This is a genomic window from Neoroseomonas terrae, from assembly GCF_018129025.1.
In the GTDB taxonomy this organism is placed as follows: Bacteria; Pseudomonadota; Alphaproteobacteria; order Acetobacterales; family Acetobacteraceae; genus Neoroseomonas; species Neoroseomonas terrae.
Map to the genome: position 1 here is coordinate 60,875 of NZ_JAAEDI010000006.1, position 17,782 is coordinate 78,656.

General features: G+C 69.7%; 24 protein-coding genes. 13 read left to right on the plus strand and 11 right to left on the minus strand.

What is annotated here, in order from left to right:
- Positions 1–300: 300 nt before the first annotated feature.
- The 3 genes from GXW78_RS06745 to GXW78_RS06755 form a co-directional block, all read right to left on the minus strand.
- Entirely contained in the window at positions 301–1,716 is a 1,416-nt protein-coding gene (locus GXW78_RS06745; protein WP_211867250.1) for a malonyl-CoA decarboxylase, read from the minus strand.
- Between the two features lie 134 nt (positions 1,717–1,850).
- Positions 1,851–2,309 carry a hypothetical protein gene (locus GXW78_RS06750; RefSeq protein WP_211867252.1) on the minus strand — a complete coding sequence of 153 codons (459 nt, stop codon included), beginning with the start codon at positions 2,307–2,309 and terminating at the stop codon, positions 1,851–1,853.
- 162 nt (positions 2,310–2,471) lie between these two features.
- The gene (locus GXW78_RS06755) at positions 2,472–3,941 is read right to left on the minus strand and encodes an NAD(P)H-hydrate dehydratase (protein ID WP_211867254.1); all 1,470 of its coding nucleotides are present in this window, start codon (positions 3,939–3,941) and stop codon (positions 2,472–2,474) included.
- Between the two features lie 99 nt (positions 3,942–4,040).
- Here GXW78_RS06755 and parA point away from each other — a divergent pair, with 99 nt between their 5' ends.
- The 5 genes from parA to GXW78_RS06780 all read left to right on the plus strand — a co-directional run bounded on the left by parA (position 4,041) and on the right by GXW78_RS06780 (position 6,681).
- Positions 4,041–4,670 (plus strand): ParA family partition ATPase, encoded by a 630-nt coding sequence (parA, locus tag GXW78_RS06760; protein ID WP_211867256.1) that lies wholly within the window; start codon positions 4,041–4,043, stop codon positions 4,668–4,670.
- 1 nt (position 4,671) lies between these two features.
- Positions 4,672–5,133, plus strand: coding sequence for a CopD family protein (locus tag GXW78_RS06765; protein WP_211867258.1), 462 nt, complete (start codon positions 4,672–4,674; stop codon positions 5,131–5,133).
- Entirely contained in the window at positions 5,130–5,573 is a 444-nt protein-coding gene (locus GXW78_RS06770) for a GNAT family N-acetyltransferase (protein ID WP_211867260.1), read from the plus strand. Before GXW78_RS06765 ends, GXW78_RS06770 begins: the two co-directional genes overlap by 4 nt.
- Complete coding sequence (locus GXW78_RS06775; RefSeq protein ID WP_211867262.1) at positions 5,570–6,067, plus strand: DUF2165 family protein; 498 nt, start codon at positions 5,570–5,572, stop codon at positions 6,065–6,067. The genes GXW78_RS06770 and GXW78_RS06775 overlap by 4 nt, the downstream gene beginning before the upstream one ends.
- A gap of 104 nt (positions 6,068–6,171) precedes the next feature.
- Positions 6,172–6,681, plus strand: coding sequence for a DUF3016 domain-containing protein (locus tag GXW78_RS06780; RefSeq protein WP_211867263.1), 510 nt, complete (start codon positions 6,172–6,174; stop codon positions 6,679–6,681).
- An 89-nt stretch (positions 6,682–6,770) separates the two neighbouring features.
- On the opposite strand, the gene GXW78_RS06785 is transcribed toward GXW78_RS06780, so the two are convergent.
- Together GXW78_RS06785 and GXW78_RS06790 are read right to left on the minus strand one after the other, a co-directional pair.
- Entirely contained in the window at positions 6,771–7,100 is a 330-nt protein-coding gene (locus tag GXW78_RS06785) for a hypothetical protein (protein WP_211867265.1), read from the minus strand.
- 81 nt (positions 7,101–7,181) lie between these two features.
- Positions 7,182–8,129 (minus strand): DMT family transporter, encoded by a 948-nt coding sequence (locus GXW78_RS06790; protein ID WP_338147699.1) that lies wholly within the window; start codon positions 8,127–8,129, stop codon positions 7,182–7,184.
- Between the two features lie 73 nt (positions 8,130–8,202).
- On the opposite strand from GXW78_RS06790, the gene GXW78_RS06795 reads away from it, so the two are divergent.
- Genes GXW78_RS06795 through metC form a run of 4 tightly spaced genes read left to right on the plus strand, consistent with a single transcriptional unit; the run spans position 8,203 to position 11,619 of the window.
- Positions 8,203–8,844: an NUDIX domain-containing protein gene (locus GXW78_RS06795; protein ID WP_211867267.1), complete on the plus strand. Its 642-nt coding sequence runs from the start codon at positions 8,203–8,205 to the stop codon at positions 8,842–8,844.
- Positions 8,844–9,566 carry an alanyl-tRNA editing protein gene (locus GXW78_RS06800; protein ID WP_211867269.1) on the plus strand — a complete coding sequence of 241 codons (723 nt, stop codon included), beginning with the start codon at positions 8,844–8,846 and terminating at the stop codon, positions 9,564–9,566. Before GXW78_RS06795 ends, GXW78_RS06800 begins: the two co-directional genes overlap by 1 nt.
- A 5-nt stretch (positions 9,567–9,571) precedes the next feature.
- Positions 9,572–10,414 carry a sulfurtransferase gene (locus GXW78_RS06805; RefSeq protein WP_211867271.1) on the plus strand — a complete coding sequence of 281 codons (843 nt, stop codon included), beginning with the start codon at positions 9,572–9,574 and terminating at the stop codon, positions 10,412–10,414.
- A gap of 2 nt (positions 10,415–10,416) precedes the next feature.
- On the plus strand, positions 10,417–11,619 hold the full coding sequence (metC, locus tag GXW78_RS06810) for a cystathionine beta-lyase (protein ID WP_211867273.1): 1,203 nt from the start codon (positions 10,417–10,419) through the stop codon (positions 11,617–11,619).
- Between the two features lie 73 nt (positions 11,620–11,692).
- Here metC and GXW78_RS06815 read toward each other — a convergent pair whose 3' ends face one another.
- The 3 genes from GXW78_RS06815 to GXW78_RS06825 all read right to left on the minus strand — a co-directional run bounded on the left by GXW78_RS06815 (position 11,693) and on the right by GXW78_RS06825 (position 13,113).
- Positions 11,693–12,034, minus strand: coding sequence for a glycine zipper domain-containing protein (locus tag GXW78_RS06815; protein WP_211867275.1), 342 nt, complete (start codon positions 12,032–12,034; stop codon positions 11,693–11,695).
- A 14-nt stretch (positions 12,035–12,048) separates the two neighbouring features.
- Positions 12,049–12,462 carry a Rap1a/Tai family immunity protein gene (locus GXW78_RS06820; protein WP_211867277.1) on the minus strand — a complete coding sequence of 138 codons (414 nt, stop codon included), beginning with the start codon at positions 12,460–12,462 and terminating at the stop codon, positions 12,049–12,051.
- A gap of 159 nt (positions 12,463–12,621) precedes the next feature.
- Entirely contained in the window at positions 12,622–13,113 is a 492-nt protein-coding gene (locus GXW78_RS06825; RefSeq protein ID WP_211867279.1) for a hypothetical protein, read from the minus strand.
- On the opposite strand from GXW78_RS06825, the gene GXW78_RS06830 reads away from it, so the two are divergent.
- Positions 13,099–13,674, plus strand: a complete 576-nt coding sequence (locus tag GXW78_RS06830) for an isochorismatase family cysteine hydrolase (RefSeq protein ID WP_338147704.1) — start codon at positions 13,099–13,101, stop codon at positions 13,672–13,674. The genes GXW78_RS06825 and GXW78_RS06830 overlap by 15 nt on opposite strands.
- 286 nt (positions 13,675–13,960) lie before the next feature.
- Here GXW78_RS06830 and GXW78_RS06835 read toward each other — a convergent pair whose 3' ends face one another.
- From GXW78_RS06835 to GXW78_RS06845, 3 genes are all read right to left on the minus strand, one after another.
- A complete protein-coding gene (locus GXW78_RS06835; protein WP_211867283.1) occupies positions 13,961–14,194 on the minus strand; it encodes a YMGG-like glycine zipper-containing protein in 234 nt (77 codons plus the stop codon).
- A gap of 16 nt (positions 14,195–14,210) precedes the next feature.
- A complete protein-coding gene (locus tag GXW78_RS06840) occupies positions 14,211–14,651 on the minus strand; it encodes a Rap1a/Tai family immunity protein (RefSeq protein WP_211867285.1) in 441 nt (146 codons plus the stop codon).
- 150 nt (positions 14,652–14,801) lie between these two features.
- Entirely contained in the window at positions 14,802–15,293 is a 492-nt protein-coding gene (locus GXW78_RS06845) for a Fur family transcriptional regulator (RefSeq protein WP_246521934.1), read from the minus strand.
- 24 nt (positions 15,294–15,317) lie between these two features.
- Here GXW78_RS06845 and hisI point away from each other — a divergent pair, with 24 nt between their 5' ends.
- From hisI to GXW78_RS06860, 3 genes are all read left to right on the plus strand, one after another.
- Positions 15,318–15,722 (plus strand): phosphoribosyl-AMP cyclohydrolase, encoded by a 405-nt coding sequence (hisI, locus tag GXW78_RS06850; protein WP_211867287.1) that lies wholly within the window; start codon positions 15,318–15,320, stop codon positions 15,720–15,722.
- Positions 15,719–16,762: a CobW family GTP-binding protein gene (locus GXW78_RS06855; RefSeq protein ID WP_211867289.1), complete on the plus strand. Its 1,044-nt coding sequence runs from the start codon at positions 15,719–15,721 to the stop codon at positions 16,760–16,762. Before hisI ends, GXW78_RS06855 begins: the two co-directional genes overlap by 4 nt.
- A 67-nt stretch (positions 16,763–16,829) precedes the next feature.
- Positions 16,830–17,777 (plus strand): formylglycine-generating enzyme family protein, encoded by a 948-nt coding sequence (locus GXW78_RS06860; protein ID WP_211867291.1) that lies wholly within the window; start codon positions 16,830–16,832, stop codon positions 17,775–17,777.
- Positions 17,778–17,782: the final 5 nt, after the last annotated feature.

Genomic DNA, 17,782 nt, shown 5'->3' on the forward strand with positions numbered 1-17,782 from the left:
GGGGCTTCGGGCCGGCCGGGAGAAGGCCGGGCCGGCTTGGGAGGTGCCGGGCCGGCTGCCTGCGCCGGCACCGATCCGCCTTCAGCGGCGCGCAGCGGCAAGCACCCTAGGCTTGCGCGCCGGCGCCGGCCGCGCCGTCGCGCGCAACAACAGCATCAGCAGGGCTGCCACCAGGAGAAACAGTTCGAGCATGGGGGCAGTCCTCGCATCACATCAGCCCCAACAATGCGCGCGGCCAGCGTTGGTTGCTGTGCCGCAGGTTACGCTGAGGACTTCGTGCGCGTGGCTACCGCCAGCCCGTCACCCCCGCGCGAGCTTGCGCAGCCCCGTCGAGACGGCGCGCCGCCCCTCGCCGATGTACAGCTCGTGATTCTCCTCGATCCGGTCGGGATCGTACAGGTAGTTCACCATCATCCCGACCGACTGGCGGTGGCCATTCTCCGACGTATCGGCGCGCCAGTTCAGCCGTTCGGTCCGCGCCCCGTTGGACAGGTGGAAGTGGGCGACGGGGTCGCGGGCGCGGCCCGGGCGGGCCGGTGCGTCCTCCTTCGCCAGGTAGCGGGCGCAGAGGCGGGAGAGGATCGGCTCCAGCGCGCGCTGCGCTTCCTCGACGCGCAGCACGCCACGGCGGGCGATCAGGGCGCGCAGGATCGTCTCCTCGGTGGCGTCGGCGGGCACCGTCTCGGGCAGCAGCTCGGCGATGCCGCGCAGCGCCTTGCGCTCCTCCTCGTTCAGCGGGCTGTCGTCCCCCGCCAGCACGGCGTCCAGCCAGCGCCGGAAGCCCGGGATGGGCGACAGGGTGCAGAAGGTCTTGAGGTTGCGGAATTCGTCCGACAGCAGCCCCACCACCCGCTTGATCAGGAAGTTGCCGAAGGAAATGCCGTCCAGCCCGCGCTGGCAATTGTTGATCGAATAGAAGACCGCGGTATCTGCCTCCGCCGGCGCGAGCGTCGGCGCCTTCTGGTCGAGCAGCCGCTGCACGCTTGCCGACATGCCCTGCACGAGGGCGACCTCGACGAAGATCAGGGGCTCATCCGGCATGCGGGGATGGAAGAAGGCGTAGCAGCGGCGGTCGGCCCGCAGCCGGTTCTTGAGGTCCCGCCAACCGCGGATGCGGTGCACCGCCTCATACTCCACCAACCGTTCGAGCTGGAGGGCGGGGGACCGCCAGTCGATCCGGCGCAGTTCCAGAAAGCCGACATCGAACCAGGCGGCGAGCAGCGCCTTCAGGTCGGTCTCCAGCGCCTGGAGCAGCTTGTCCCCCTCCCGGTGCGCCATCAGTTCCGCGCGCATGTCGACCAGGAACTTCACCCCGTCCGGAATGGCGGCGAAGGCGGTCAGCAGGCGGATGCGCGGCGGCTCCAGCGCGCGGCGCAGCCGGGCGGTGGCGATGGCGCGTTCCCCCACATCGCCGGCGGCGGCGACGGCGTCCATCACCTGCGCGACGGCACCGGGATCGGAATCGAAGGAAGCCAGCGCACGGAGAAAATCACCGCGACCCGCGTGGTCCAGCGTGCGATAATCCTGGGCGAGGCGCGCAGCGCGGTTACGGGCGGAAACTTCGCCCCCACGGCCGTTCAACGCGTCCTGCAGCCGTTCCGCGATGTCGCCAGGTGCCTCCCCGGCACCGACGACCGACGCCATGTCACGCCACAGCGACGAGACGCGCCGCAGCGCCCGATCGAGCAATCCAGCCTGGACGGCGACTTCCGACATGCCTCACCCCGCTTCCGGAGATTGAAATCTACGGAAACAGAAGTTGAAAATCCAGCAGATCGGAGCGCCCTGGCGCAGGCGTGACCGCGCCGGTGGAGCGCGCCGCCCAGTGAGCAGCGGCGCCCTTTTGCCCGTCAGTTCTTGCCGATGCCGAGCAGCGCGGCGCGCACGCTGGACACCACGCTGGATGCCTCTGGCTCGGCGGCCGCGACCGGCGCCGGGCTGCGCATGGCCACGTCGGCGACCGCGGCCTCGGCCATGGCCTCAACGCGGGCAGCCGGCGCCGCCGCAGCGGCCGTGCCCGGACCCGGCAGCGGAATGGCGCTGGCAACCGTGACAGGCGACGCGGCTGCGGGCGATGGCGCCACGGCGGCTGGCTGCGGCGGGGCGGCGAAGCTGATCACCTCGCCGCCGCCGCGGTCGGGTTCAGCGCCGACGGGCGCATCGAGCCCGGTGGCAACCGAGGGCTGCTCGTCATACAGCGCGAGCAACCGGCGAATGGCTTCCAGCCGCTGGAAGGGCCGCGACGCGCGAAGCTCCGCGACGATCGTCCGTTCCTCCTGGTGGAGCATGGAAACAAGGATGCTGCTCATGGTACCCCCGAGATCCCCTCACGATTTCGGGAGGTTACTTCCAAAGAATCAGCAAATTCAACATTTTATAACCAAACAATGCGTAAGGCTGGCCGACGCAGCATGTGGTGGTGAAGCGCCGTCACAACCACCAATATCTTGTCGGCAGGGCTAAGGTTCGCGTCAGTCGCGGGGACCCCGACCACCACCCGGACCTGCGTGGCGAGCAGCGGCCATGGCTTGCGGAAGTTGTGTCGCAAGATCCTCGGCCAAGAGCCCGTAACCACAACGAAAACCGGCCTCGCCGTGCAGCCATGCGGCGGCGGCGGCGGCGTCGAAGGCCGGCATGCCGCTGCCCAGCAGCGCGGCGATGACCCCGGACAGCACATCGCCCGTGCCGCCGGTGGCGAGCCATGCAGGAGCATGGCGGTTGATGGCAGCGCGCCCATCAGGCGCGGCGATGACCGTATCGGGACCCTTGAGGAGCACGATCGCCCCCGTGCGCGCTGCCGCGTGCCGTGCCGAGGCAAGCCGGTCGCCACCCGGACTGCCGAACAGGCGCGTGAACTCGCCCGTATGGGGGGTAAGCACGGCGGCACCGCGCAGCCGCTCCGGCTGTCCCGCCGCCGCCGCGAGCGCACCGGCATCGACCACGACCTGCCGATGCCCGCCGCCGATGATCGCCGCGAGTTGCTCAAGCGTGTCCAGCGTGGCCGGTAGGCCCGGACCAACCACCCAGGCGACGCGCCGGCTATCCCCGAGCAGTTCGGTGAGGGGCGCTTCGCTGACGATCACTCCAGGGTCGCCCCCGCGCAGCACGTCTGCCGTCCCCCGGTCGGGGGCGAGCAGCGTGGCCAGCCCCGCCCCTGCCCGCCGCGCCCCCGCGGCGGCCAGACGGGCCGCACCCGTCATCCCCGCGCCGGCGAGGATCGTGACATGGCCGCGGCTGTACTTGTGCGCGGCGGTATCCGGCGGCGGCAGGCGCCAGAGGCCCGGCGCAGCCTCCCAGCAGCGCGGCGCGACCGTCTCCAGCACCTTCGCCGGCAGGCCGATGTCAGCCACCAGCAACTCCCCGCACAGCGACCGGCCCGGCATCAGCAGATGCCCGGGCTTGGCCCGAAAGAAGGTGACCGTCAGCGTGGCGGCAGGCGCGAAACCCCTCGCCTGCCCGGTCGCGCCATCAAGGCCCGATGGCACGTCCACCGCCAGGATCGGACCGTCGGCCGCGGCGAGCGTCTCCGCCACCAGCCCCTCCACCGGGCGCGTCAGGCCGGCGCCGAAGACGGCATCGATCACAAGCCCCGCGCGGGCGACTTCATCCGGTGCGAACGGCACCATGGGGCCGGTCCAGCGCGCGGCGGCGCCGGCGGCATCGCTGCCGGGCCGTGGCGGCGCCAAGGCCGCCACCGCGACGGGCCAGCCGGCCTGTTCCAGCAGCCGCGCAGCGACGTAGCCGTCGCCCCCATTATTGCCCGGCCCGGCGAGCACCAGTGTTCGGCAGGGCCGGAAGCGGCGTATCGCGGCGCGGGCGACGGCCCGGCCTGCCGCCTCCATCAATCGCGCACCGGGGATGCCGCCCGCGATCGCGGCAGCGTCGGCACGGCCCGTCTCCTCGAGGGTCAGTAGGGCCAGCGGGCCGGCGTCGGGTTCCATCGCGCCAGCATCCGCGGCCCGGCGGCGGGGAACAAGGCATCCGGCGCATGGCGCGGCGGCGCCGTCTGCTATGCTCGGCGTGCATTTCAGGAGTCGCGCATGGCCTTCGTGATCGCCGTGGCGCAGCGCAAGGGCGGTGCCGGCAAGTCGACGATCGCCGCCAACCTCGCCACGGCCTTCGCCGAGGAAGGCCGTCGCGTCGCGCTGCTCGACATCGACCCGCAGCATTCCCTGCAACGATGGGATGCGGTGCGCGGCAACTCGCCCAAGGCCCGCCCCCTGCATTTCGAGGCGCCGTCGGGCTGGCGCGTGCCCGGCGTGATCGACCGGCTGCGCGATCAGGACGTGGTGCTGCTCGACACCGCGCCGCATGACGACACGGATGCCCGGGTGGCGGTGCGCGCGGCCGACCTGGTGCTGGTGCCGTTGCAGCCCTCCGCCGCCGACCTCTGGTCCATGGATGCGACGCTCGATCTGGCGCGAAAGGAAGGACGGCAGGTCGCGCTCGTGCTGAACCGCGTGCCTTCGGCCGGCAAGCTGCGGGAACAGGTGACGGCGGCGATCCACGAGCGCGGATTGCCGCTGCTCGAACCCGTGCTCGGCAACCGGACCGCCTTTGCCCAGGCCTTCATGGCCGGGCTCGGCGCGGTGGAGGCGGCGCCGAAGGGCAGCGCGGCGGCCGAGGCGCGTGCGCTTGCCGCCGCCATCGCCGCGCTGAAGGAGCAGTGAGATGATCACCGCGCTCTACGTCGTCCATGTGCTGGGCGCCGTGATCTGGGTGGGCGGCATGGTCTTCGCCATGGCGGTGCTGCGCCCGGCCGCCCATGCGGCACTGGAAGGCCCACAGCGGCTCGCGCTGATGCAGGGCGTCTTCGCCCGCTTCTTCCGCGTTCTGTACCATGTCGTGCCGATTCTCATCCTGACCGGCTGGGCCATGTTGTTCGGTTGGTACCGCGGCTTCGGCGCCAGCATCTGGCACGTGCACCTGATGCATGCCGCCGGGCTTGTGATGGCAGCCATTTTCGGCTTCGTCGCGTTCGTACCGTGGCGGCGGATGCGTGCCGCGATGGAAACCGGCGACCGGCCCGCAGCAGCGGCGGCGCTGGAGACGATACGGAAGGGTGTTCTGGTGAACATGGTGATCGGACTGGGCACGGTGGCCGTTGCCACCTGGGGACGTTTCAGCGGATGAGCATAGCGCTGCGCGAAGGCATCGAGATCGTCGAGGACGCCGTCCCGGAATTCGAGGCGGTGGGCGCCATCCAGCGCGGCCTGCATGAATTCAACCAGTCGATGGGCGGCTCCTATGACCGCGAGCCGGTGACGCTGCTGGTGCAGGATGCCGAGGGCAAGACGCTCGGCGGGCTGCTCGGCCTCACCTTCTGGGGGTGGCTGTTCATCGACTGGCTGTGGCTCGCACCGGAGATCCGCAAGGAAGGCTTCGGCGGCGAGTTGCTGAAGCGTGCCGAGGCGATCGCGCGCGATCGCGGCTGCACCAACGCCTATACCGACACCTTCTCCTTTCAGGCGCCGCATTTCTGGGAGACCAACGGCTATGCCGAGTTCGGCCGCCTGGACGGGATGCCGGCGGGCCATGCGCGGGTGTGGTTCAAGAAGGCCCTGACGGGGTGACCGCGCTGCGGCTGTCGCGCCTGGCGCTGACGGCCGCCGTGGCCCTGCTGTTCAGCCTGATCGCCTTCGGCAACCTGACCGACTACGGGTCCAACTTCGCCTTCGTGCAGCATGTACTGTCGATGGACACGACATTCCGCTCGCCCGCACTGATGTGGCGCGCGATCACGGACCCGACGCTGCATCACCTGGCCTATGGGCTGATCATCAGCTGGGAGGTCATGACGGCGCTACTGCTTTGGGCGGGCGTGCTACGGTTGTGGCGGGTGCGACGGTCCGGCGCGGCGGCGTGGAACGCCGCGCGGGGCACAGCGATCCTCGGGCTGACGGCCGGGGCAATGCTCTATGGGCTGGGCTTCCTGGTGATTGCCGGGGAATGGTTCGCCATGTGGCAGTCGCGGGAATGGAACGGCCAGGCCAGTGCCGCGATCTTCCTGGCCTTCTGCGGCATCGTGCTGCTGCATGTCAGCACGGCGGAGACCGAAGCCGACTGAACCGGTGCCGGTCCGGTCGCGCCGGTTTGCCATGCACCGGAATGCCTGCCGCCCTAAGATGCGGTAACGGCGCCAAGGCGCCGTGCCAAGGAAGGACGGCAAGCATGCGCGCTTATTTCACGGGCATCGCCGCAGCGTTGACAGTCGCCACAACGGCCGGCACGGCGCAGGCCGAGGTCCGGGTAACCTTCGTCAACCCGCAAGGCTATACCGATGCGGGCCTGTACCGGACGGGGTCGGTCGGCGAGGACGCGCCCGCCCTGGTCGGGCTGCGGCGGATCTTCGAACGGCTGGGCCAGCGCCTGCCCCCGGGCCAGGACCTTCAGATCGAAGTCAGTGACATCGACCTCGCCGGATACTTCCCGCCCTGGGGCCCCGCGAACCCGGCGTTCCGCGTGATGGAGCCGACCACCTGGCCGCGCATCAACCTGCGCTACACGGTGACGCGGGACGGGCATGTGGTGTCGGGCGGGGAAGCAACGATCACCGACATGACCTACCTGCGGCGACCCATGGTGGCGCGGTCCAGCGATCCGCTCCGCTATGAGGACGCCATGCTGCGGGATTGGTTCGCCGACCGCCTCGGAACCTCGCCACAGCTCATGACAAGGTAGGACGCCAACTCCCGTCTGCTTGCGATAACCCGCCTGCCCCCCGGTTTAGCGGGGGGCTTCACCTGATCGGCACGCGGCAGGCTGCCAGGTCAGATGTCCTGGTCGAGCCACTCGGCGACGTTGGTGGTGGCCCGGCGCTCATCCGGTCCGCCGCCCGGCGCGCCTTGGGCGAAGTCCAGCAGTGCCGAAAGGTGGCTGCGCTCGAGGGGGACATGCAGCGCGTCCTCCGCTGCCTTGGCCCGGTGAGCCTGGATCGCCGCCTTGATGGCGCGGACGGCGCTGATCAGCGGGTGGAAGCCCTCCCGCTTCTCCGGCGTGTCGAGACCCGACAGGTGCCGGTCCTCGACATGCCGCAGTGTCGTATCGAGGTCGCCCAGCATGTCCAACGGAAAGGGGACGCGAATCTCGTGCGGCGTCATGGTCGGATACTCCATCTCTCGGCACCGACAGCGCTGACCGAGCCGGCGCCGTAAGTCAATGTGGCACGCCGCGGCGGCGCATCAACGCTTCACGCCCAGCACGACCTCCCGATGCCAGATATAGATCCCGGCGCCGACCAGCACGGCGATGCCGAGGAAGTCCCAGCCATCCGGCAGTTCCGCCCACACCACCGCGCCGACCGTGGTCGTCCAGACGATCCCGGTGTACTCGAAGGGGGCGAGCAGCGTCGTCTCCCCGGTGCGGTACGCGCTGGTCATCAGCACCTGCGCCAGCGCCGAGATCAGGCCGATCCCGGCCAGCAGCGCCCATTCCAAAGGCGTCGGCCACACCCAGACCGGCACGGCGGCGATGCCCGCCAGCGCCGCCGATCCCACGGCGAACCAGACGACGATCGCCACCGAGCTTTCCCCTGCCTCGCCCATCTGGCGGATGGTGATCATGGCCAGCGCCCAGCCGACCGACCCGAGCAGGCAGAGCAGCACGGCGAGGCCCGAATCCCCGATCCCGTCCGCCCCCGGCCAGACCATCAGCACGACGCCCAGGAAGCCGACCAGCACGGCAAGGCCGCGCCGCCAGCCGACCTGCTCCCCCAGCAGCGGCACGGACAGGACCGTCAGGAACAGCGGCATGGTGAAGCCCAGCGCGGTGACGGTCGCGATCGGCAGGTGAACGTAGCCGTAGAAGGCGCCGATCATGCCCATCATGCCGAACAGCGTCCGTGCCGCGTGGCTCAGCGGGTTGCGCGTGGCGAGCGCGGCCAGGCCGCCGCTCGCCAGCACCACCGGCAGCAGGGCCGGCAGGGCGAACAAGTTGCGGAAGAAGATCACCTCGGCGAGCGGGATCGCGCCGCCCAGCGCCTTCACGAAGGCGGCCGTCACCGCGAAGGCGGCCGTCGCGCTGATCAGCAGCAGGATGCCCCGCCGCCGTGCGCGGATGCTGGCCTGGGGGTTATCCGGCGGCGCAGTCATGCGCGCGCCCGCGCCGCCGCCGGGGCCCTGCTTCGTCACGCGCGGCATCCTCTCCCCCGGCGGCCCCCGGTGCATGGACGGGCCACACGGCCAAGGGTAGGGTCGCGCATCCATGAGCGCCAGACCTCCCAAGGCGAAGCCGATCCCTGACCATCCCGGCCTGACGGTTCTCTCGGACGAGGTGGTCTGGGACGGGCGATTTCCGCTGCAGCGCGTGCGCTTCCGCCGCCGCCGCTTCGATGGCGCCGAGGGCGGCTTGCAGACCTGGGAGTTGTGGCGGCGCGGCGGCGCGGTGGCGGTGCTGCCCTGGGACCCGTGGAGCGGCCGCGTCGCGCTGATCGAACAGTTCCGCCTGCCGGCGCTCGCCGCCGGGCTGGCGCCGGTGATGACGGAATGCCCGGCCGGGCTGCTCGAGGATGGCGAGGACCCGGTCGAGGCCGCCCGGCGCGAATTGGCGGAGGAGACCGGGCTCACCGCCGATCGCATGCTGCCCATGGGGCGCTTCATCCTGAACCAGGGCGGCTGCGACGAGACGATCGCGCTGTTCCTCGCCCGCGTGCGGCTGCCCGAAGCAGGCCATGCCGGCCATCACGGTCTGCAGAGCGAGCACGAGGACATCCGGCTACTGGTGCTCGACGCCGATGAGGCGATAGCCATGCTGGACAATAACCGTATCGCCAATGCGACCGGTGCGCTGTGCCTCGCGCAGTTCGCCCGCCGGCGCCCGGCGCTGCTGACGGAGTGGAAAGACTGATGGCGACCGAACTGGCCTATCGCGACGATGCCTATGCGCGGGACATCACGGCGCGCGTCGTCTCCGTCGGGGCCGAGGGTGTCGTGCTCGACCGGACCGTCTTCTATGCGCGTGCCGGCGGGCAGCCCGGCGATGCCGGCGTGCTGCGCTGGGCCGGCGGCGAGATGGCCGTGGCCGAGGCGCTGAAAGGCCCTGACGACACCGTGCTGCACGCGCCGGCCGCGGGGTCGACGCTGCCGCCCGAGGGTGCCGAGGTGACCGCTGCGCTCGACTGGGACCGGCGGCATCGGCTGATGCGCATGCATACCTCGCTGCATCTACTGTGCAGCCTGATCCCAGGCGCCGGCGTGACCGGCGGGCAGATCGGGACCGACAAGTCGCGGCTCGACTTCGACGTGCCGGAACCGCCGACCAAGGAAAGCCTGACCGAGCGGCTGAACGAACTGGTTGCGGCGAACCACGCGGTCACCGATTCCTGGATCACGGATGCCGAGCTGGATGCCAACCCCGGCATGGTCCGCACCCTGTCGGTGAAGCCGCCCCGCGGGTCGGGGCGCGTGCGACTGGTGCGCATCGGCGGGGATGGCGCCCCGGTCGACCTGCAGCCCTGCGGCGGCACCCATGTGCGCGCGACCGGGGAGATCGGCCGCGTCGAAGTTGCGAAGATCGAGAACAAGGGCAAGGCGAACCGGCGCGTGACGCTGGTCCTCGCCGGGGAGTGACGCCGATGGAATCGCTGGTGTCCACGGAATGGCTGGCCGCCGAGCTCGGCAAGCCGGACCTCGTGGTGTTCGATTGCTCGACCTACCTGCCGGGCGAGCCGGGCAACAAGCATGACGGCTTCCGCGCCGCGCACATCCCGGGCGCGCGGATGTTCGACATCGACAAGATCGCCGATGACGAGACGGACCTGCCTCACATGGTGCCGACGCCGGCGAAGTTCGCGAAGCTGGTCGGCGCGCTCGGCGTCTCGAACGACACGCGCGTGGTGTTCTACGACCAGCACGGGCTGCGGTCTTCCCCGCGCGGCTGGTGGATGATGAAGCTATTCGGGCACGACAAGGTCGCCGTGCTGGACGGCGGGTTGCCGGCCTGGAAGAAGGAAGGCCGGGCGCTCGAGACCGGCGATGCCCCTGCCCCGGCGCCCGCGACCTTCGTGCCGGATTTCCGCGCATCGAAGCTGAAGGGTATCGGCGACATCAAGCAGATCGTGGCGGATGGCTCCGCGCTGATCCTCGATGCCCGCGCCAAGGGCCGCTTCGACGGGACGGCGCCGGAACCCCGTGCAGGACTGCCGTCAGGTCACATGCTGGGCGCGGCCAATGTGCCGGTCGGCGAGATGGCCGGGCCGGACGGGCTGATGAAGGACCCGGCGACGCTGCGCGGGATCTTCGCTGCGGCGGGCGCGACCGGCGGAAAGCCCGTTGTCACGTCCTGCGGGTCGGGCGTCACGGCCTGCGTCATCGCCTTCGGCATGGTGCGCGCCGGCCTGCCTGAACCGGCCGTCTATGACGGCTCCTGGACCGAATGGGCGTCGCGCCCGGAAACAACCAAGGAAAAGACGGCCTGATCATGCCCGACGATATCGCCAAGAAGCACGACAGCCTGGGCTTCGCCACGCGCATGTCGCATGCCGGCCGCGCCGGCACCCATGTGCACGGCTTCGTCAATCCGGCCGTGCACCGCGGGTCGACCGTGCTGCAGCCGAATTGCGAAAGCCGCCGCAGCACCGCGAAGGACCGCTTCAACCGCGTGATGAGCTACGGCACCGCTGGCGGGCCGACGCACTATGCGCTGGAAGACGTGATCTGCGAGATCGAGGGCGGGACGCGCTGCGTCCTCGTCGGTACAGGGCTTGCCGCGGTGACGGTGCCGCTGATGGCGTATCTCAAGGCCGGCGAGCACTGCCTGATGCCGGACAGCGTGTACGGCCCCGGGCGCAACATCGCGACCGGGCTGATGACGGCCTTCGGCATCGAGACGACCTTCTACGACCCGACGATCGACGAGGCGGGCATCGCCGCGCTGATGCGGCCGAACACCAAGGTCGTCTACACCGAGAGCCCCGGCAGCCATACCTTTGAGGTGCAGGACGTGCCGGCGATCGCGCGCGCCGCCCATGCCCGCGGGGCCAAGGTGCTGATGGACAACACCTGGGGCATCCACAACTTCATGCCCTTCAAGCACGGCGTGGATGTCTCGATCCAGGCGCTGACCAAGTATGTCGGCGGGCATTCGGACGTGCTGCTCGGTTCGATCACCACGAACACCGAGGAAGACTACCTGACCGTCCGTACCGCGGCGTCCCAGATGGGCCATTTCGCCGCGCCGGACGATTGCTGGCTGGCGCTGCGCGGCGCGCGCACCATGGCGGTTCGGCTGAAGCACCAGGAGCAGAGCGGCCTGACCGTCGCGCGCTGGCTGGAGGCACGCCCCGAGGTGCAGCGCATCCTGCATCCGGGCCTGCCGTCCCACCCGCAGCACGCGCTGTTCAAGCGCGACTTCACCGGGTCCTGCTCGCTGTTCGGCGTGGTGTTCCAGCGGCGCTACACCGAGGCCGAGATCTACGCCTTCATCGACAGCCTGGCGCTGTTCGGGATCGGCGCGTCCTGGGGCGGGTATGAAAGCCTCGCTCTGCCGACCACCGGCTTCGTCACCCGCACCGCGACCAGCGAGGATCTCGGCGGCTTCGCCGTGCGCCTCCATATCGGGCTGGAGGATGTGGGCGACCTGATCGCCGATCTCGAACAGGGCCTCGCCACCCTGCCGGCGTAACCTGGAGCGAGGGGCGTGGCCCCTCCTCCGATCCTTGCCCGGGAGGAAGGCCTTCGCCCCTCCCGGTGCGCACTCAGCGTGGCGTGGTGGTGGTGGTCGGTGCCGTGTTCCGCTGCCGCTCACCCGTCTGCACGCCACGCTGATAGGCGGCATCGAGCTGCTGCTGGCGCCGCTCGGCAGCCTGGCGCTCGGCGACCTGATGCTGGTTCCACAGATACCCGCCGACCACGCCGACGCCGGCACCGATCAGCGCGCCCACGCCGGCATTCGCCGTGAAGGAACCGATGGCCGCACCAGCCAGCGCGCCGCCGGCGCCACCGATCAGGACGTCGCGCCCGCCGGGCGTCATCGAATCATTCGAGCAGCCGGCAAGCCCAAGGGCCAGGGCCGCGGGAAGCAGGACCATCTTGCGCATCGTGGCTCTCCGTCTCAGCGCGCGCCGCGGCGCGCGGGCGGCTGCGGGCAGGGATAGGTAGTGACGAACCAGCGGGCGACGCCATCCACGGCAAGATCGTTCGCATACTGTGTGTTGGCCTGCGCCCAGGCGGCGAAGGCGGCCGCGGCCTGCGCGCCGGTCGGCGCCGGGTCGGGCACGCAGAACAGCGGGCGGTGGCGCGTGCCGGGCTGGGTCATCGCCGCATGATACTGCGCGAAGCCACCGAGGAAGCCACGGCAGAGCCCGTTCGCCTCGGCAAAGTTCGCCGCGGTCGAGGGCGTGCCGCACAGCGCTGCGAGTTCGCCCACGGTCGCCGTATGCGACCCGCGCGCGGCCGGCGGCGCCTGCGCCACGGCCGGAGCAGCGGCCAGCAAGGCCGCCGCCGTGAGGATGGTCTTGAGGCGCATGTCGGTCTTGTCCTTCCGTCGCGCGATTGGCGGCGCGCCGCAGCGGGGCGAATCGCAGCCGCGGCGGGAGTGTCGGACGGGGCGGGCGCGGTCGGCAAGCGGCGGAACGGTACTCGAGAGAGCGGCGCCGCCCCCACCCCATCAGATCGCCGGTGACCTTCAGTTAGGGTCTTGGCAGGACTGCAAAGCGCGCGTCGGGCGTCCGGAACCGCTGGCAGCAATCAAGGCGGCGATCGCCGAGGCGGGCGTGTGATCGCCGGAAACCGGCACGCTGCAATGACCTGTGCTCCCTTCCATGCCGCGGAGGCGATGCGCGCCGCTGCCGGCCGCGCCTACCTTCCTGCTGCGGCATTCACTTGCGGGTGGTTGGGGATCGAGGCCGGGGGAGAGCCGCAGGACCGGCGCGCCTTCGCCGTCGATGGGGCCGAATGCAACTTGATAATCTCGTAGCAAGAAAATGATATGGAATGCGATAGGAAGACGTCCGGTCGCGGAGAATGGACCTCCGGCACCGCGCCGCAGGAGCACGACGTGCACAAGGTAAAGCTGGAAGACGATATTGTTCAGATTGCCCTCCAGAGGCGCGGTCGGCTCCGCTTGTTCGAAGCCATTGATCCGAAACGGGCGGCACACTTGGTGATCGATATGCAAGCAGGCTTCATGACGCCTGGAGCGCCTGCGGAGATCGCCCCTGCCGTCGAGATTATCCCCAACATCAACCGGATCAGCGCCGCATGCCGTCAGGCGGGCGCTTTGAACGTATTCGTCCAGAACTCGATCAGCGAGGAAAGCAAGCAGAGCTGGTCTAACTGGTTCGGCTCATTCTGGACTACCGACAAGCGCGAAGGGATGTATTCGACGTTCATGGTCGGTCAGCCCGGCCATGCGCTGCACCCGGACATTTTGGTTGAGGCGTCCGATATGCGCATCAACAAATTCAGGTTTGGCACCTTTGTCGAAGGATCCTCAGACCTCCATGAGCGACTGCGCTCCCGGGGTGTCGATACCGTCATCATCACCGGTTGCGCTACAAACATCTGCTGCGAATCGACCGCGCGCGATGCCATGATGCTCAACTACAAGGTGCTGTTCGTTTCAGACGGAACGGCAACACACACAGATTTTGAGCACAACAATACGCTAAACAACATGATGCTCACCTTCGCGGACGTATTGACGACCGACGACGTCATCGCGTTGCTAGGCGCGTGAGATCGCCTCCTGTCCGCGCGCCGCTCACAGCGGCGCAGGACTGTACAGGCGACTAAAGAGCCGAGACTTCAAACCGGCGTGCCATCAACCGGGCGCCACCCTTGCCTTGTGCTGGATGGCCTCGCCGGCTGAGTTTCCGACGCCTACGTGGCGGCTGCGGCCGCGTCCTGGCGGGGTGAGGTTAGAGGGGCATCGCCCCTTTAGTTCTCCGGTACGACAAGCCAATCAAAATGGCCTTCGGGCTTGGGATATCCGGGGAGGGGCAGGCCCCTCCCCGGCACCCCACTCAACGCTGCCGGCTATTGCTGATCGCGTAGCCGCTCACGCCGCCGACGCCGGCGCCGATCAGCGCGCCCCAGCCGGCATTGCCCGACAGCGAGCCGAGCGCCGCGCCGCCGAGCGCGCCGATGCCGGCGCCGGTAGCCGTCGAGCGCTGGTTCTCCGTCATGCCTGCGCAGCCGGCGAGGCCGACGCCGAGCGCCAGCACGGCGGCAATGCGGGCGGGCTTCTTCGTCATCATGGCGTTCTCCTTCCGCTCAGCGGCGCCGCGCGGCGGGGGCCGCCGGGCAGGGATAGGTGGCGGCAGCGAAGCGCAGCACGCCTTCGGCGGCGCGCGCGCCGGAATGCTGCTGGTTGGCCGCGGCCCAGGAGACGAAGTCGGCGGCGACGCGGTCGAGCGCCGGGGTCGGGTCCGGCAGGCAGAAGATCGGCCGCTGGGCGCGCGGCCCCGTCGTGTACAGGGAATGGGTCTGGCCGATCGTCACCAACGCCGCAAAGCAAGCCGGGCGCAACGCCATGGCGTTGGCGTTGTCCGCAGCCGGGCCGCAAAGCCGCGCCAGATCCGCCGTTGTGAAAGCGGCCGGGGCACCGCCTGCGGCCTGCCCCTGGGCGACGGCGGGCGACGCGGCCAGCGCTCCGGCCAGCGCCAGGGCAAGGCCGCCCCGCCGCAGGATCCGCGTTGTGTCGAGGGAACGCATGGCTACTTCCTCCTTGCCGGGCGTAGGAATCGCACCGGTCCAATCAGGGTCGTGGCAGGAAGAGTTACGATCAAGCGGGACGGGCGCAATGATGCAGCGCAAGGTCGCGGGACGGTGGGGCGGCCAGCGGGACGCGCGGCCAAGGCAACGCTACGCCGAAGCGCAGCGGGCGCACTCCCCTTCGATCTCGACGGTCGCGCTCGCCACCGCGAAGCCGGCGCGGCGGGCGGCGGCCTCGATCGCATGCGCGACGCCATGGTCGGTGATCTCGACCGTGGTGCCGCAACGGCGGCAGATCAGGAACTGATGAGGGTGATGGTGGCCGTGCCCCTCCGCATGGCCGGCATCGGTGCAGCCGACATAGGCGTTCAGCCGCTCGAGCTTGTGGATCAGCCCCTGCTCAAGGAGGAAGTCCAGCGCGCGGTAGACCGTGGGCGGTGCCGCGCCGGGGCGTGACATCTTCAGCCGGTCGAGCAGAGCATAGGCGCCGACGGGTGCCTCCGCCTCAAGCACCAGTCCCAGCACCTGGCGACGCAGGGGCGTCAGCGTCGCGCCGCGGCGCTGGCAGGCGGCCTCGGCCTCCCGCAGGGCAGTCTCGCGCATCGCAGCCTCGGCCATGTCCCGGTCTCTCGCTTCCTGCATCGTGAGATAATATATCATCGGCCGATGACCAGTGCCCCATCCGCCGCCGCCCGCCTGATCGCCGAGATCCGTTTCGACGGCAACGGCCTCGTCCCCTGCATCGCCCAGCAGCACGACACGGGCGAGGTGCTGATGATGGCCTGGATGAACGCGGAATCCGTCGCCGAGACACTGTCGACAGGGCGCGTCTGCTATTGGTCCCGCTCGCGGCAGGCGCTGTGGCGCAAGGGCGAGACCTCGGGCCAGCAGCAGCGGTTGGTTGATCTGCGGCTCGACTGTGATGGGGATACGCTGCTCGCGCTGGTGGACCAGGACGGCGTCGCCTGTCACACGGGCCGGCGCAACTGCTTCTTCCGCGCCATTCGCGACGGGGCGGTGACGACGATCGCCGATCCGCTCGTGGACCCCAAGGCACTGTACGGCGCATGAAGCGCGAGAAGATCCCGGTCACGGTGCTGACCGGCTTCCTCGGCGCCGGCAAGACGACGCTGCTGAACCGGCTGCTGAAGGCACCGGAGATGGCCGATTGCGCCGTGCTGATCAACGAATTCGGCGAGATCGGCCTCGACCACCTGCTGGTCGAGCGGCTCGACGATGATGTCGTGTTGCTCAATGCGGGATGCCTGTGCTGCACGGTGCGCGGCGATCTGGTGCGCGTGCTGCGCGACCTCGCGCTGCGTGCCGAGGGCGGCCAGGCCATCCGGCGCGTCGTGGTGGAGACAACCGGCCTCGCCGACCCCGCGCCGATCCTCCAGACGCTGATGACCGATCCGGTCGTGCTGTCGGCTTTCCGGCTCGACGGCATCGTGACGCTGGTCGATGCGGCCAGCGGCATGGCGACGCTCGACACGCAGATCGAAGCAGTGAAGCAGGCGGCGATGGCCGACCGGCTCGTGCTGACCAAGCTCGATCTCGCATCGCCCGAATCGGCGGCGGCGCTGGCGGCGCGGCTGTCCGCGCTGAATCCGGTCGCACCGTTGCTGCGGGCCGAACATGGCGCGATCGCACCGGCCGCGCTGCTCGACGCCGGCGGCTTCGATCCCGCCGGGCGGCTGCCCGCGGTGGCGGACTGGCTCGCGGCGGAAGCCGGGCATCACCACCACCACGATCATCATCACGACCGCAACCGGCATGATGCCGGCATTGAGGCGGTCAGCTTCGTCTTCGATGCGCCGTTGCCCTGGGACGGTGTCGCGACCTGGCTTGAGATGCTGGCGCTGACGCGCGGGGATTCCGTGCTGCGCGTGAAGGGCCTGCTCAATATCGCGGGCGAGGAGCGCCCGGTGGTCGTGCACGGCGTGCAGCATGTCTTTCATCCACCACTGAAACTTGCAGCCTGGCCCGGTGATCACGACCGGAAGTCGCGGCTCACGCTGGTTCTGCGCAACCTGCCGCGCGCGGTGGTCGAGGAAGGTCTCGTCGCCTTCATCCGGGCTGCACAGGATACAATGACGATCCGCACAGGCTGATCGTCGCAAAATGTATTGGCGTGCACGATCCGTGCGATAGGCTTCCGCCGCGCAGTCGGAGCAATGCATGCTGAACGTCCGGATCCTTGCAGCCGTTTTCGTCGTGCTCGGCACCATCGGCGCTGCGCGCGCGCAGGTGCCGCAGGCGACCTTCAGCGACTGCGCTCAGTGCCCCGAGATGGTGGCGCTGCCGGGCGGCACCTTCACCATGGGCGTGCCGCGGGGCGAGGAAGAACGCGAGGGCGTCCCCGCGGATTTGCGCGGGCGGTCGGAACCGCTCCGCCGCGTCACCATCGCGCCGGGTCTCGCCATGTCGCGCACGCCGGTCACGCTCGGCCAGTTCACCGCCTTCGTGGAGGCGACCGGCCATGCGCCGGAGAGCAGCTGCTGGGCGTTCGTGAACAACGGTGCGACCTACGAATACCAGGAGACACCATCGCTGAACTGGCGCAACCCTGGCTTCGCGCAGAAGGAGGACCACCCGGTCGTCTGCGTGAACTGGCAGGACGCCGAGGCCTATGCGCGCTGGCTCGCCACCACGACCGGCAAGCCGTATCGCCTGCCGAGCGAGGCGGAATGGGAATTCGCCGCCCGCGCCGGCACGACGACCGCGCGCTTCTGGGGCGATTCCCAGGCTCCTGCCTGCGAATTCGCCAATGTCGCGGATTTGTCGCTGGCCGAAGCCCTCAACCTCGACCGCCGGCCGCAATTCAGCTTCCGCTGCAACGATCGGCACGTTTACACGGCGGCCGTGCGGAGCTTCCGTCCCAATGCCTTCGGCCTCTACGACATGCTCGGCAATGTCTGGCAGTGGACGCTGGACTGCCTGAATCCGAACCTTGAAGGCCAGCCGGCCGACGGATCGCCGCGGCTGTATGGCGACTGCGCGGCCCGGGCGATGCGCGGCGGGTCCTGGAGCCACCTGCCCTGGTACGTGCGCGCCGGCAACCGCGTCCGCGGCACGGCGGCGGACCGCTTCAACTTCGCCGGCATCCGCGTCGTGCGGGACCGGTAGCGCCA

What these genes read in the sequence shown, in the direction of transcription:
- GXW78_RS06765 (WP_211867258.1), top strand. Translation starts at nt 4,672, where the DNA reads ATGATCACCGCGCTCTACGTCGTCCATGTGCTGGGCGCCGTGATCTGG.
- GXW78_RS06805 (WP_211867271.1), top strand. Translation starts at nt 9,572, where the DNA reads ATGGAATCGCTGGTGTCCACGGAATGGCTGGCCGCCGAGCTCGGCAAG.
- GXW78_RS06785 (WP_211867265.1), bottom strand. Translation starts at nt 7,100, where the DNA reads ATGACGCCGCACGAGATTCGCGTCCCCTTTCCGTTGGACATGCTGGGC.
- GXW78_RS06750 (WP_211867252.1), bottom strand. Translation starts at nt 2,309, where the DNA reads ATGAGCAGCATCCTTGTTTCCATGCTCCACCAGGAGGAACGGACGATC.
- GXW78_RS06820 (WP_211867277.1), bottom strand. Translation starts at nt 12,462, where the DNA reads ATGCGCCTCAAGACCATCCTCACGGCGGCGGCCTTGCTGGCCGCTGCT.
- GXW78_RS06745 (WP_211867250.1), bottom strand. Translation starts at nt 1,716, where the DNA reads ATGTCGGAAGTCGCCGTCCAGGCTGGATTGCTCGATCGGGCGCTGCGG.
- GXW78_RS06835 (WP_211867283.1), bottom strand. Translation starts at nt 14,194, where the DNA reads ATGATGACGAAGAAGCCCGCCCGCATTGCCGCCGTGCTGGCGCTCGGC.
- GXW78_RS06800 (WP_211867269.1), top strand. Translation starts at nt 8,844, where the DNA reads ATGGCGACCGAACTGGCCTATCGCGACGATGCCTATGCGCGGGACATC.
- metC (WP_211867273.1), top strand. Translation starts at nt 10,417, where the DNA reads ATGCCCGACGATATCGCCAAGAAGCACGACAGCCTGGGCTTCGCCACG.
- GXW78_RS06855 (WP_211867289.1), top strand. Translation starts at nt 15,719, where the DNA reads ATGAAGCGCGAGAAGATCCCGGTCACGGTGCTGACCGGCTTCCTCGGC.
- GXW78_RS06780 (WP_211867263.1), top strand. Translation starts at nt 6,172, where the DNA reads ATGCGCGCTTATTTCACGGGCATCGCCGCAGCGTTGACAGTCGCCACA.
- GXW78_RS06815 (WP_211867275.1), bottom strand. Translation starts at nt 12,034, where the DNA reads ATGCGCAAGATGGTCCTGCTTCCCGCGGCCCTGGCCCTTGGGCTTGCC.
- GXW78_RS06795 (WP_211867267.1), top strand. Translation starts at nt 8,203, where the DNA reads ATGAGCGCCAGACCTCCCAAGGCGAAGCCGATCCCTGACCATCCCGGC.
- hisI (WP_211867287.1), top strand. Translation starts at nt 15,318, where the DNA reads ATGACCAGTGCCCCATCCGCCGCCGCCCGCCTGATCGCCGAGATCCGT.
- parA (WP_211867256.1), top strand. Translation starts at nt 4,041, where the DNA reads ATGGCCTTCGTGATCGCCGTGGCGCAGCGCAAGGGCGGTGCCGGCAAG.
- GXW78_RS06845 (WP_246521934.1), bottom strand. Translation starts at nt 15,293, where the DNA reads ATGCAGGAAGCGAGAGACCGGGACATGGCCGAGGCTGCGATGCGCGAG.
- GXW78_RS06860 (WP_211867291.1), top strand. Translation starts at nt 16,830, where the DNA reads ATGCTGAACGTCCGGATCCTTGCAGCCGTTTTCGTCGTGCTCGGCACC.
- GXW78_RS06770 (WP_211867260.1), top strand. Translation starts at nt 5,130, where the DNA reads ATGAGCATAGCGCTGCGCGAAGGCATCGAGATCGTCGAGGACGCCGTC.
- GXW78_RS06840 (WP_211867285.1), bottom strand. Translation starts at nt 14,651, where the DNA reads ATGCGTTCCCTCGACACAACGCGGATCCTGCGGCGGGGCGGCCTTGCC.
- GXW78_RS06755 (WP_211867254.1), bottom strand. Translation starts at nt 3,941, where the DNA reads ATGGAACCCGACGCCGGCCCGCTGGCCCTACTGACCCTCGAGGAGACG.